Genomic DNA, 12,653 nt, shown 5'->3' on the forward strand with positions numbered 1-12,653 from the left:
CGGAGCCGGCCTACTCGGGCAGCAGGTCCGGGCGGACCCGGCGCGTGCGCTCGAGCTGCTGCTCGCGCCGCCACGCCGCGATCGCCCCGTGGTTGCCGCTGCGCAGCACGTCGGGGACGGCCAGGCCCCGCCACTCGGGCGGCTTCGTGTAGCTGGGATGCTCGAGCAGCCCGTCGGAGTGGCTCTCCTCGACGAGGCTCGCGGGGTTGCCGACGACGCCGGGCACGAGCCGCCCGATGGCCTCGATCATCGCCATCACGGCGACCTCCCCGCCGTTCAGCACGTAGTCGCCGAGGCTCACCAGGCGGACCCGCGCACGCGCGGCGGTGTGGTCGACGACGCGCTGGTCGATGCCCTCGTAGCGGCCGCAGCCGAACGCGAGGTGCGGCTCGGCGGACAGCTCCTGCGCCATGGCCTGCGTGAAGACCTCGCCCGCGGGCGACGGGAAGATGACGACCGGATCCGTGTCGTCGGCGAGCACCTCGTCCATGGCCTCGCCCCAGGGCTCCGGCCGCATGACCATGCCGGCGCCGCCGCCGTAGGGCGTGTCGTCGACCGTGCGGTGACGGTCGTGCGTGAAGGCGCGCAGGTCGTGGACGCGGAGGTCGATGAGGCCGGACTGGCGCGCGCGTCCGAGGAGGGAGATGTCGAGCACCCCGAAGAACTCGGGGAAGATCGAGACGATGTCGATCCGCATGTCAGCGGGCGTCGTCGCCCTCGGGGGCGGGATCGGTCTCGGCGTCCGACGTCGCGGCCGCAGCGGGTGCCGACTGCTCCTCGGGGATGTCCTCGAAGAGGCCGAGCGGCGGCGTGACGACGAGGGTGCCTGCCTCCACGTCCACGGACGGGACGATGGCCTGCACGAACGGGACGAGCACGGTGCCGGAGGGCGTGTCGACGTGCAACAGGTCCTGCGCGGGGAAGTGGTCGACGAGCGCGACGGTGCCGACCTCGACGCCGTCGCGGAGGACCTTCAGGCCGACGAGCTGGTGGTCGTACCAGGCGTCGGGCTCGGCGGGCTCGTCGGCCGGGGGCGTCATCCAGAGGATGGCCTTGGCGAGCGACTCGGCGGCCGTGCGGTCGGCGACGCCCTCGAAGAAGCCGACGGGGTGGCTGTTGTACCAGCGGAGCTCGGTGAGCGTGAGGGAGCGTCCGTGCCACGGGGACGTGTCCGGGACCTGGAGAGAGAACTCGGCGCCGGGGACGAACCGCTTGTCGGGGTCGTCCGTGAACAGCTCGAGCTTCACGGCGCCCTTGAGCCCGTGCGCCTTGGTCAGCCGGCCCACGCGGAACGCCGCGGGGTCACGGACGATGTCCTCAGGAATCGGTGTCCACCACATCGACGCGGACGCGCTGGCCGTCGGCGAGAGCCGAGACGAGCGTCCGGAGGGCCTTCGCGGTGCGACCCGCCCGGCCGATGACCCGGCCGAGGTCCTCGGGGTGCACGCGCACCTCGAGGACCTCGACGCGGGGGGATCCCTTGCTCGTCACGGAGACGTCGTCCGGGTGCTCGACGATGCCCTTGACCAGATGAGCGAGCGCGGGAGCGAGCATGGGCTAGGCCTGCTCCTCGGTCGACTCGGCCTCGGGCGCGGCGGCCTCGGGCGCGGGTGCGGCCTTCTCGGTCTTGGGCTTGAGGACCGGCTTCTTCTTCTCGTCCGCGACGTAGGCGGGCTTCGCCTCGCGGGTGCGGACGGTGGAGACGGCGTCCTTGTCGCCCTTGAAGCGACCCCAGTCGCCCGTGAGCTTGAGGAGGGCCTCGACCTGCTCGGTGGGCTGGGCGCCCACGGAGAGCCAGTACTGCGCCCGCTCCGACTGGACCTCGATGAACGAGGGCTCCTCGGTGGGGTGGTACTTGCCGATCTCCTCGATGACGCGGCCGTCGCGCTTGGTGCGCGAGTCGGCGACGACGATGCGGTAGTACGGCGCGCGGATCTTGCCCAGGCGCTTCAGACGGATCTTGACAGCCACAATTCTCCTGAATTTCTTTTGTGTGGGGTGAACTGACGGCCGTGAGCGTGGGGGCACACTCGGCATTGGTTCGATGGGGTCTCGCGGCGCCTGATTAGAGGGTCGGACGATCGCGGACTCGACAGATCATTATGGCAGACACCGGGCCGGGCCGGGACCCCCGTCGTCGGCGCGCCGCGCGGCGTCATCGCCCGGCCGCCCCGCGGGGTGCGTGGCATGATCGGACGACACCCGGCGCATGCGCCCCGAGACCCCGTGGACGGCAGGACCCGCATGCAGATCGACTTCGCCCACCGGCCCCCGTCCCGCGTCGGGATCGAGTGGGAGCTCGCGTGCGTCGACCGGGGCTCCGGGGAGCTCGCCGGCGTCGCTCCGGAGATCCTCCGCTCCTTCCCCTACGACGATGCGCACCCGCACGTGACCGGGGAGTTCCTCACCAACACGGTCGAGGTCGTCAGCGCGCCGCACGCCCGCGTCGGGCACGCCGTGGACGACCTCGCGCGGCTCATCGAGCGGGTCGTGGACGTCGCGGATCCGCTCGGCATCGACCTCATGTGCGCGGGGACCCACCCCTTCAGCGCGTGGCCCGACCAGGACGTGACGCCCGACAACGAGCGCTACGCGACGCTCCTCGACCGCACCAGGTGGTGGGGGCGGCAGATGATGATCTGGGGCGTGCACGTGCACGTCGGGATCGACGACGGGTCGAAGGCGCTCCCGATCCTCAACGCGCTCCTCGTGCACCTCCCCCGCTTCCAGGCGCTCAGCGCGTCGAGCCCGTTCTGGTCCGGGCAGGAGACGGGCTACGCGTCGAACCGGGCGCTCATGTTCCAGCAGCTGCCGACCGCGGGGCTGCCGCCCGACCTCACGACGTGGGCCGACTACGAGCGGCTCGTCGGCGACATGACGCACGTCGGCGTGATCGACCACCACAGCGAGCTGCGCTGGGACATCCGGCCGGCGCCCAAGTGGGGGACCCTCGAGACGCGCGTGTTCGACGGCGTGTCGACCCTCGGCGAGATCGCGTCGCTCGCGGCGCTCGTGCAGTGCCTGGTGCACGACATGTCGGCGGCGCTCGACCGCGGCGAGGAGCTGCCCCGGATGCAGCCGTGGTTCGTGCGCGAGAACAAGTGGCGCGCGGCCCGCTACGGGATGGACGCCATCATCATCCAGGACGCCGCGGGCGAGGAGGCCCTCGTCGGCGACGACACCCGGGCGCTCGTGGAGCGGCTCTCCCCCGTGGCCGACGCGCTCGGCTGCGAGGCGGAGCTGCGCGGGATCCTCGACATCGTCGACCGCGGCGCGAGCTACCAGCGGCAGCTGCGGGTGGCCGAGGAGAACGACGGCGCGCTCGCCCCCGTGGTCACGCACCTCGTCGAGGAGCTGCGCTCAGGATTGGGCCGGTGACGCGGGGCAGACTGTGCAGGTGAGCCCGGCCGTCGACATCGTCATCCTCGTCGTCGCGGTGCTCGCGGCCCTCGCCGGGTGGCGTCGCGGGGCCATCGTCACGATCGCCGGGCTCGCGGGCATCGTGCTGGGCGTCCTGCTCGCGCTGTGGATCACGCCGGCCTTCCTGGCGCTGCTCGACCAGTTCGGCGTGGCCACCGGGATCATCCGCACCCTCGCGGCCGCGCTGCTCATGCTCGTCACGACGTCGCTCGTGAGCGGGATCCTGGCGCAGGTCGCCAGCGTCCTCACGCGACTCCTCCGCCCGCGCGGCGCCGCGCGCGGCCTCGACCGCGGGATCGGCGCCGTCGCGGGTCTCGCGGCCTGGGCCGTCTCGGTCTGGTTCATCGGCGGCTTCCTCGGCTCCAGCGGCGTGATCCCGGCGGTGCAGCTCGCGTCGTCGTCGCGCATCCTCGCGACGCTCGACCGGGTCAGCCCCATCTCGAGCGGCACCGCCCTCTCGACGCTCGACGACGCGCTCCACGACGTCGGATACCCGCGCGTGTTCGCGAACGGCGAGGGGGCGATCGCCGACACGGCCGCGCCCGACGCGGACGTCCCCGACGCCGTGCGCCGCTCCGCCTCGAGCGTGGTGAAGGTCCTCTCGTCGGCACCCGCCTGCGGCACGTCCTCCTCCGGGAGCGGCTGGGTCGTGCAAGGCGACCGCGTCGTGACGAACGCGCACGTCGTGACCGGGTCCGACCAGGTCTACGTGCAGCAGGGCGGGACCGGCCAGCTGCTCGAGGCGGACCTCGTGGTGTTCGACCCCGCGCGCGACGTCGCGATCCTCGCCGTGCCCGGCCTCACCGCGGCCCCGCTCGCGCTCGGCGACGAGCTCGCCGCCTCCGATGCGGCCGTCGTCGCCGGCTACCCGGGCGGCGGGCCCTACCAGGCCACCGGCGCGCGGATCCGCGAGGTGGTCGAGGCGCTGGGCACCGACATCCAGCACGAGCAGCCCGTCACGCGCGAGGTCTACTCGGTGCGCGGCACGGTCCGACCCGGCGACTCGGGCGGCGCGCTGTTCGACGCGCAGGGGCGCGTGATCGGCCTCGTGTTCGCGACCTCGACGGTCGACTCCCAGACGGGCTACGCGATGACCCTCGACGAGATCGCGCCCGTGCTGCAGCAGGCCGGCGCGACGACCCCGGTGGGCTCCGGGCGCTGCTCCGTCTGAGGCCCGGGCGTCACGCCGCGACGACGGACAGCACGTTGCCGGCGGGATCGCGGAACCACGCGATGTCGGGGCCGTCGCCGCGCATGACGCCGCGCGCGTCCGTGGGCATCCCCGCGAAGATCGCCGTCTCGACGCCGCGCCCGTTCAGCTCGACGACCGCCCGCGCGACGTCGTCGACCTCGAAGTTGAGGACCGTGAAGGACGCGGGCTCGTGCCCGGGCTTCGGGTAGACGAGGACGCGGGCGCCGGATCCGGGCAGCACGAGCCGGAGCATGCCCATCTCGGGGACCTCCTCGACCTCGAGGCCGAGCGTGTGCCGGTAGAACGCGAGCGCGGCGGGGACGTCGTCGACGCTGAACCCGCTGAAGGCGGTGACGGGTGCGAACACGGGGAGCTCCTGACGCCGGGACCACGACGGGGCGCCGCGATGCACGACCCCACGCTGGCACGTCGCGACCCGCGCGTCGAGCGATGCGCGGACGGCGCCCTCCCGGTGGGGTGGGCGCCGTCGTGGATCGTGCGGGTCGACCGGGTCAGCGGCCGAGGAACTTCTGCAGCGAGGCGAGCTCCTCCTCGCTCGGGGCGCCGTTCGCGCCGCCCTTGGCTGCCCCGGCGAGCCCGAAGCCCGACCCGGCGGGGGCCGTGGGTCCGCCGATGCGCTGGCCTGACGCGAGCGCCGCGTTCTCCTGCGCGCGCTTGGCCGGGTTGCCCGACTTCGAGCCCTTCTTCTTCTGCTGCACGGGCTTGCGGCTCGAGTGCGCGCCGGGCATCGGGCCCATGCCGGGGATCTGCGGCATGCCGCCGCGGGCGACCGTGCGCATCATCTTCGAAGCCTGCTCGAATCGCTGCACCAGCCCGTTGACGTCGGTGACGGTCATGCCGGATCCGCGCGCGATGCGGAGGCGGCGCGAGCCGTTGAGGAGCTTCGGGTTCTGGCGCTCGGCCTTCGTCATCGATTGGATGATCGCCTCGGTGCGGACGATCTCCTTCTCGTCGAAGTTCTCGAGCTGCTCCTTCATGGCGCCCATGCCGGGGAGCATGCCCATCATCTTCTTGAGGGAGCCCTTGCCGCGGAGCTGCTGCATCTGCTTGAGGAAGTCGTCGAGCGTGAAGGTGTCGCTCGCGAGCTTCTGGGCGACCTCCATCGCCTCCTCCTCGTCGAAGGCCTGCTGGGCCTGCTCGATGAGGGTGAGGATGTCGCCGAGGTCGAGGATGCGGCTCGCCATGCGGTCGGGGTGGAAGGGCTCGAAGTCGTCGAGGCCCTCGCCCGTGGAGGCGAACATGATCGGGCGACCGGTGACGGAGGCGACCGAGAGGGCCGCTCCTCCGCGCGCGTCGCCGTCGAGCTTCGAGAGCACGACGCCCGTGAAGTCGACGCCGTCCTGGAAGGCCTTCGCGGTCGCGACCGCGTCCTGGCCGATCATGGCGTCGATGACGAAGAGGACCTCGTCGGGGTCGGTGGCCTTGCGGATGTCGGCGGCCTGCTTCATCAGCTCCTGGTCGACGCCGAGGCGGCCGGCCGTGTCGATGATGACGACGCTGTACTGCTTGTCGACCGCGTGCTTCATCGCGTCCTTCGCGACGCGCACGGGGTTTCCCTTCCCGTTGCCGGGCTCGGGCGCGAAGACGGGGACGCCCGCCTGCTCGCCGACGACCTGCAGCTGCTGCACGGCGTTGGGGCGCTGGAGGTCGGCCGCGACGAGCATCGGCGTGTGGCCGTCCTTCGCGAGCCACTTGCCGAGCTTGCCCGCGAGGGTCGTCTTGCCCGCGCCCTGGAGGCCGGCGAGCATGATGACCGTCGGCGGCCTCTTGGCGAAGGTGATGCGGCGCTGCTGGCCGCCGAGGATCCCGACGAGCTCCTCGTTGACGATCTGCACGACCTGCTGGGCGGGGTTCAGCGCCTGGCTGACCTCGCCGCCGAGCGCGCGCTCGCGGACGGACGCGGTGAACGCCTTGACGACGTCGAGCGCGACGTCGGCCTCGAGCAGCGCGCGGCGGATCTCGCGGACGGTGCCGTCGACGTCCGCGGCGCTGAGCTTGCCCTTGCCGCGCAGGTTCTTGAAGGTCTCGGCGAGGCGGTCCGAGAGAGTTCCGAAGGTAGCCATGGTGGGTCCAGCTTAACCGGCGCCGGAGGTCGCCCGAGCCGGGGCGCGGGTCAGCCGACCAGGTTCTGCGCGAACACGTGGGGGGTGAAGCCGGTCAGGTCGCCGATGCCCTCGCCCTGGCCGATGAGCTTGATGGGGATGCCCGTGCGCTCCTGCACGTTGAGGATGAAGCCGCCCTTGGCGGATCCGTCGAGCTTCGTGATGACGAGGCCCGTGACGCCGCCGTGCTCGATGAACGCCTGCGCCTGCGCGAGCCCGTTCTGGCCGGTCGTCGCGTCGAGCACGAGGAGCACCTCCGCGATGGGCGACTGCTTCTCGACCACGCGGCGGATCTTGGACAGCTCGTCCATGAGGCCGCCCTTGGTGTGCAGGCGGCCGGCCGTGTCGATGATGACCATCTCGGTGCCCGTGCGCATCGCGTGCTCGACGGTCTGGAAGGCGACGCTCGCGGGATCCTGGCCGGGCTGCTGCGGGCGCACGATGTCGGCGCCCGCGCGCTCGGCCCAGGTGGCGAGCTGGTCGACGGCCGCGGCGCGGAACGTGTCCGCCGCGCCGACGACGACCGTGCGGCCGTAGTTGCGGAGGAACTTGGCGAACTTGCCGATGGTGGTGGTCTTGCCGACGCCGTTGACGCCGACCACCAGGATCACCGCCGGGCGGGCGCTGAGCTTCAGCGTCGGGTCGTGCTTCGCCAGGCGCTCCTCGATGCTCTCGCGGAGCATGCGCTGGAGGTCGCGCGGGTCGGTCGTGCGGTAGCGCTCGACCTTCTGGCGGAGGTCGTCGATGGTGGCCTCGGTGACGTCCGGCCCGAAGTCCGCGGTGATGAGCGCGGTCTCGAGGTCGTCCCACGTGGTCTCGTCGATCGTCGGCTTCGCGAACATCCCGCGGAGCGCGCCGGAGAGGGACCAGGGGGTGCGGGCTGCCATGTGCCCAGCGTAGCCGCGGGTCAGGAGGCGGCCTGCTCCTCGGGGGCGGGCTCGGGCGCGGGCTCGGCGGCGGCATCCGGCGCGGCATCCGGGCGCGCGTCGCGGCTCACGCGCTGGCCGACGACCGCGCTCACGCCGTCCTGGCGCATCGACACGCCGTAGAGCGCGTCGGCGATCTCCATGGTGCGCTTCTGGTGGGTGATGACGATGAGCTGCGCGGTGTCGCGGAGCTGCTCGAGGATCGTGAGCAGGCGGCCGAGGTTGGCGTCGTCGAGGGCCGCCTCCACCTCGTCCATGATGTAGAACGGGCTCGGCCGCGCGGTGAAGATCGCGATGAGCAGGGCGACGGCGGCGAGCGACCGCTCGCCGCCGGAGAGCAGCGACAGGCGCTCGATGCGCTTGCCGGCGGGGCGCACGCTCACCTCGATGCCCGTCGTGAGCAGCTGCTCGGGATCGGTGAGGTGGATGCTGCCCGTGCCGCCCGGGAAGAGGATCGGGAAGACGCGGTCGAACGCCTGCCGGGTGTCCTCGAACGCGGCGGCGAAGACGCCCTGCATGGTGCGGTCGATGTCGTCGATGATCGTGAGCAGGTCCTTGCGCGTGGCCGTGAGGTCGGCGAGCTGCTCGGTGAGGAACAGGTGCCGCTGCTCGAGCGCGGCGAACTCCTCGAGCGCGAGCGGGTTGACGCGGCCGAGCTGGGCGAGCTTCCGCTCCGCCTGCTGGAGGCGGGAACGCTGCTCCTCGCGGTCGAAGGGACGGGTGGGGACGGGCGGGGCGTCGTCGTCATCCATCTCCTCCGCCTCGTCTCCTGGCCCGGATGGCTCCGCGCTCGGGGCCGGCGTCTCCGGTGACGCAGCCGCGTCGTCGGGATCGGCCTCGGCATCGCCGCCGCCGTCATCCGCCGGCGTGCGCGGGCGCTGCCGCGGCGGGAGCGGCGCTTCCTCGGGGACGGGCACATCGGGTCCGTACTCGGCGACGAGCACCTCCTCCCCCAGCCCGAGCTCGCTCGCGGCGCGCTCGAGCAGCTGGGAGACCTGCAGGCGCTTCTCGTAGATCTGCAGCTCGAGGCCGTGCACGTCCTCCGTGATGCCGTGCAGGCGCGTGCGCAGCTCGGCCTCCTCGCGGCGGAGCGCGACCAGCTCGGCGTTGCGGCCGGCCCGCGCCTCCTCGGCGCGGGCGAGCACGAGACGCGCGTCCGCGGTGCTGAGGTCGGCGGCGCGCACCACGGCGGGCAGGGCGTCGGCGACGGACGCGGCGCGGGCGATCTGGCGGCGGCGGATCACCTGACGGCGGGCGGCCTCCTCGGCCGCGGCGCGCTCCGCGGCGAGGCGGCGCTCGAGCGCGACCGTGCGCTCCTGCTCCGCCCGCACGCGCTCGCGAGCGGTCTCGACCTGGAGGCGCGCCTCGATCTCGGCCTCGCGCGCCGCCTCCCACTCGGCCACCAGCGCGTCGCGCCCGCTGGCGTCGAGCACGGGCCGGGGTCGGGAGCGCGCCTCGTCGAGCGCGCGACGGGCGACGTCGTTCGCGGCGACGGCCTCGTCCACGGAGGCGCTCGCGAGATCCAGGCCACGCTGCACGCGGGCGAGCTCGGCGGCGGCGGACTCCGCCTGCGCGCGCGAGCGGCTGAGCCGCTCGGCGTGGGCGGCGAGGCGCGCGTCCGCTTCGCGGAGGCCGCCGAGCGCGGCGGACGCGCGCTCGCGGGCGGCGCGGAGGCGCTCACGGCCGGCCGCGAGGTCCACCTGGAGGTCGTCGATGCGGGCGCGGACGTCGGTGAGGGTCATCGCGGCGGCCTCGCGCGCGGCCACGAGCTCGAGCTTGGAGCGCGTGGCGCCGGATCCGCCGCGCAGCACGTGCGCCGAGACGACCTCCCCGGCACGGGTGATCGCCGTGGCGGGAGCGTCGGGCCCGCCGAGGAGGGCGACCGCCTCCGCGAGGTCGTCGACGAACACGACGTCGGCGAGGATCCGCCGCACGCCGTCGGGTGCGTCGACCACGCTGGAGGCCGCGACCGGGCCGGCGATCGACGGCTCGGCGACCTGTCCGTCGGCGGATCCCGCGACGACCACCTCGACCCGACCCAGGTCATCGTCGACCGCGCGGCGGAGGGCGGCGACCGCGTCGTCGTGCGTCTCGGCGAGCACGGCGTCGGCGAGGGACCCGAGCGCGGCCGCGACGGCGGCCTCGTAGCCGGCTCGCACGTGCACGTGCTCGGCGAGGAGGCCGCGGATGCCGGGGAGACCCGCGGCGACGAGGTCGCTGGATCCGTCGCGCTGGTCGAGCGCGCTCGCGAGGGCCTGCTCGCGCGCGGCCAGGGCGTCGCGCTCGCGCTCCTTCGCGTGCAGCTCCTCGCGCACGGCCTCGATGGCGGACTCCTCGCTCGCGACGTCGGCCTGCGCGTCCTCGTAGGCGCGGGTCAGCTCGGATCCGCCCTGCTCGTCGGCCTCGCCCTCCGCCTCGCCGCGCTCCCGCTCCGCCTCGGCGGCCGTGAGCCGGGCGCGCGCCGCGTCGAGCGCGTTCTGCTGCCGCAGCACCTCGCCGCGCACGGCCGCGAGCTTGGATCCCGCAGTCTCCGCCCGACCCGTGAGGCCGGCGATCTCGAGGTCGTGCCGGGAGACGAGCGCGCTCTGGGCCTGGATCTCCTCGTCGAGCGCGTCGAGCGCCTGCCGCGCCGCCGCGGTCGCCTGGCGCGCCGCGGCCCAGCCCGCCTCGGCCTCGGCGATGAGCGTCACGAGGCGCGCGGCCTCGTCGCGCGACTCCTGCACCTGCGCGGGCGTGGTGCCGGTCGCGGCCTCGGGAGCGTCGTCCGCAGAACCGAGGAGCGCGAGCCGCTGCTGCGCCAGCGAGAGCAGGTTCCGCAGGCGCTCCTGCACCTGCTCGAGCGCGAAGGCCGTACGGCGGGCGCCGTCGACCTCGTCGCCCTCCTGCTCCTCGACGATGCGCTCCGACCGGATCACCGCGCGGTCGAGCTTCTCCTGCAGCACCATGCGCTCGGTCGTGCGCTCCTCCTCGGTGCGCGTGTGCTCCGCGAGCGCGTGCCGGAGGGTGACGACGTCGTCGGCCACGAGCCGCGCGCGGGCGTCCCGGACGACGGCCGCCACGGTCTGCGCCTGGCGCGCGACCTCCGCCTGACGGCCGAGCGGCTTCAGCTGGCGGCGGATCTCCCCCGCGAGGTCGTTGAGCCGCGTGAGGTTCGCCTGCATGCCCTCGAGCTTCCGGAGGGTGCGCTCCTTGCGGCGGCGGTGCTTGAGGATCCCCGCGGCCTCCTCGATGAAGCCGCGCCGCTCCTCGGGGGTCGCGCGCAGCACGTTGTCGAGGCGGCCCTGGCCGACGATGACGTGCATCTCGCGGCCGAGCCCCGAGTCGCTCAGGAGCTCCTGCACGTCGAGCAGGCGGCAGGACGTGCCGTTGATCGCGTACTCGCTGCCGCCGTTGCGGAAGAGCGTGCGGCGGATCGCGACCTCGGTGTAGTCGATGGGGAGCGCCCCGTCGGCGTTGTCGATCGTGAGCGTGACCTCCGCGCGGCCGAGCGGCCCGCGCGTCGAGGTGCCGGCGAAGATGACGTCCTCCATCTTGCCGCCGCGGAGGGTCTTGGCGCCCTGCTCGCCCATGACCCAGGCGAGGGCGTCGACGACGTTGGACTTGCCGGATCCGTTCGGCCCGACGACGCAGGTCACCCCGGTCTCGAACTGGAACGTGGTCGGCTGCGCGAACGACTTGAACCCCTTGAGGGTCAGGCTCTTCAGGTGCACGCCCGTCGCCCTCCTCGCGTGATGGTCCCGCTCACGGTACCGGACGCGGGGGCGGGCGCCGGGAGCCGCGCGTGGTCGGCCGAGCACCGCCCGGCCGCCGCTACCGTGGGAGGGCGCGCGCCGGGCTCGGTGGCGCGCGCCGACGAGGGAGCCGACCATGCCGCACGCCGCCGACGACCGCGCCTTCGCCGTCGAGGAAGTCCGCCCGCCCGGCGCCGTCGGGGCCGACGGCTGGGACGACTTCGTCGCCCTCACCGACGTCGTCAACCGCGCGCAGTCGCACGATCTCGGGCATGACGCGTTCGTCTGGCTGCCGGAGGAGCTGATCCCCTACTACGCCGACGTCGCGCACGTGCGGAAGCGCCTGTTCGCCGCGCGCGTGGACGGCCGGATCGTCGGCCGCGGGCTCCTCTCGACCTGGCTCAACGACCCGACGACCTCGGACGTCGCGGTCTCCGTGCTCCCCGAGCACCGGCGCCGCGGGATCGGACGGAAGCTCCGGGAGCGCGTCGAGCGGATCGCCGTCGACGAGGGCTGCCGCACGCTCACGGGCTTCACCATGCACCGCGCCGAGGCGAACGGCGTGCCCATCCCCGCGCCCACGGGCATCGGCGCGGTCGGGGCCGACGACCCGTCGTCGCGCTTCGCCGTCGACGCCTGCCACCGCCTCGGCCAGACCGCGCGCGCGAGCGCGCTCGACACGCGGGACGCGGCCCCGACGCTCGCCGTCCACCTCGCCGATGCGCGCCAGGCCGCCGGCGACGACTACCGCGTCCTCGCCTGGGTGGACGCGACCCCGGAGCACCTGCTCGACGACCTCGCTGTGCTCCAGACGCGCATGTCGACCGACACCCCGCAGGGCGACCTCCCGCAGGCGGAGGATCCGTGGGACGCCGACCGGATCCGCGAGGCCGAGGCCCGCCGCGCGTCCTCGGGCCGCACGGGCCTCACCACCGCGGCCCTGCACGTGCCGTCGGGCCGCCTCGTGGGCTTCACGGAGATCGCCGTCTCCCCCAGCGGACGGCGCTCCGACGGGCACGCGTACACGTACCAGCAGGACACGCTCGTGCTGACCGAGCACCGCGGCCACCGCCTGGGCATGATCCTCAAGGTCGAGAACCTGCTGCTGCTCGCGCGCGAGGCCCCCGAGGCCGACCGCGTCGTCACCTGGAACGCGGACGAGAACCGGCCGATGCTCGCGATCAACGAAGCGCTCGGCTTCCGGCACGTGGGCACGAGCGGGAGCTGGCTGCGGGAGGTCGCGTCGGCCGACGCCGGCTGA

Annotated in this window: 11 protein-coding genes; 3 read left to right on the top strand and 8 right to left on the bottom strand. The window is 73.6% G+C overall.

From position 1 onward, the window contains the following. Nucleotides 1–10: 10 nt before the first annotated feature. The 4 genes from trmD to rpsP are packed head-to-tail and all read right to left on the bottom strand — an operon-like array spanning nucleotide 11 to nucleotide 1,971. Nucleotides 11–697 carry a tRNA (guanosine(37)-N1)-methyltransferase TrmD gene (trmD, locus tag B5P21_RS10370; RefSeq protein WP_045527528.1) on the bottom strand — a complete coding sequence of 229 codons (687 nt, stop codon included), beginning with the start codon at nucleotides 695–697 and terminating at the stop codon, nucleotides 11–13. Nucleotide 698: 1 nt separating this feature from the next. After that, nucleotides 699–1,340 (bottom strand): ribosome maturation factor RimM, encoded by a 642-nt coding sequence (gene rimM / locus B5P21_RS10375; protein WP_045527526.1) that lies wholly within the window; start codon nucleotides 1,338–1,340, stop codon nucleotides 699–701. Further along, complete coding sequence (locus B5P21_RS10380; RefSeq protein WP_045527524.1) at nucleotides 1,318–1,554, bottom strand: RNA-binding protein; 237 nt, start codon at nucleotides 1,552–1,554, stop codon at nucleotides 1,318–1,320. Before B5P21_RS10380 ends, rimM begins: the two co-directional genes overlap by 23 nt. A gap of 3 nt (nucleotides 1,555–1,557) precedes the next feature. Further along, a complete protein-coding gene (gene rpsP, locus B5P21_RS10385; protein ID WP_015490055.1) occupies nucleotides 1,558–1,971 on the bottom strand; it encodes a 30S ribosomal protein S16 in 414 nt (137 codons plus the stop codon). A 273-nt stretch (nucleotides 1,972–2,244) separates the two neighbouring features. Between rpsP and B5P21_RS10390 the strand changes: the two genes are divergently transcribed. Both B5P21_RS10390 and B5P21_RS10395 read left to right on the top strand, forming a co-directional pair. After that, nucleotides 2,245–3,378 carry a glutamate--cysteine ligase gene (locus B5P21_RS10390; protein WP_045527522.1) on the top strand — a complete coding sequence of 378 codons (1,134 nt, stop codon included), beginning with the start codon at nucleotides 2,245–2,247 and terminating at the stop codon, nucleotides 3,376–3,378. 19 nt (nucleotides 3,379–3,397) lie between these two features. Further along, the gene (locus B5P21_RS10395) at nucleotides 3,398–4,591 is read left to right on the top strand and encodes a MarP family serine protease (protein WP_236688825.1); all 1,194 of its coding nucleotides are present in this window, start codon (nucleotides 3,398–3,400) and stop codon (nucleotides 4,589–4,591) included. 10 nt (nucleotides 4,592–4,601) lie between these two features. Here B5P21_RS10395 and B5P21_RS10400 read toward each other — a convergent pair whose 3' ends face one another. The 4 genes from B5P21_RS10400 to B5P21_RS10415 form a co-directional block, all read right to left on the bottom strand. Next, on the bottom strand, nucleotides 4,602–4,979 hold the full coding sequence (locus tag B5P21_RS10400; RefSeq protein ID WP_045527518.1) for a VOC family protein: 378 nt from the start codon (nucleotides 4,977–4,979) through the stop codon (nucleotides 4,602–4,604). Nucleotides 4,980–5,124: 145 nt separating this feature from the next. Next, nucleotides 5,125–6,696: a signal recognition particle protein gene (gene ffh, locus B5P21_RS10405; RefSeq protein WP_094171113.1), complete on the bottom strand. Its 1,572-nt coding sequence runs from the start codon at nucleotides 6,694–6,696 to the stop codon at nucleotides 5,125–5,127. 50 nt (nucleotides 6,697–6,746) lie between these two features. Further along, nucleotides 6,747–7,622, bottom strand: a complete 876-nt coding sequence (gene ftsY / locus B5P21_RS10410) for a signal recognition particle-docking protein FtsY (RefSeq protein ID WP_045527514.1) — start codon at nucleotides 7,620–7,622, stop codon at nucleotides 6,747–6,749. A 20-nt stretch (nucleotides 7,623–7,642) separates the two neighbouring features. Continuing rightward, on the bottom strand, nucleotides 7,643–11,371 hold the full coding sequence (locus B5P21_RS10415) for a chromosome segregation SMC family protein (RefSeq protein ID WP_094171114.1): 3,729 nt from the start codon (nucleotides 11,369–11,371) through the stop codon (nucleotides 7,643–7,645). A 157-nt stretch (nucleotides 11,372–11,528) separates the two neighbouring features. Between B5P21_RS10415 and B5P21_RS10420 the strand changes: the two genes are divergently transcribed. Next, nucleotides 11,529–12,653, top strand: a complete 1,125-nt coding sequence (locus B5P21_RS10420) for a GNAT family N-acetyltransferase (protein WP_045527510.1) — start codon at nucleotides 11,529–11,531, stop codon at nucleotides 12,651–12,653.

The sequence above is a fragment of the Clavibacter michiganensis subsp. insidiosus genome (assembly GCF_002240565.1).
GTDB classification, from domain to species: Bacteria; Actinomycetota; Actinomycetes; order Actinomycetales; family Microbacteriaceae; genus Clavibacter; species Clavibacter insidiosus.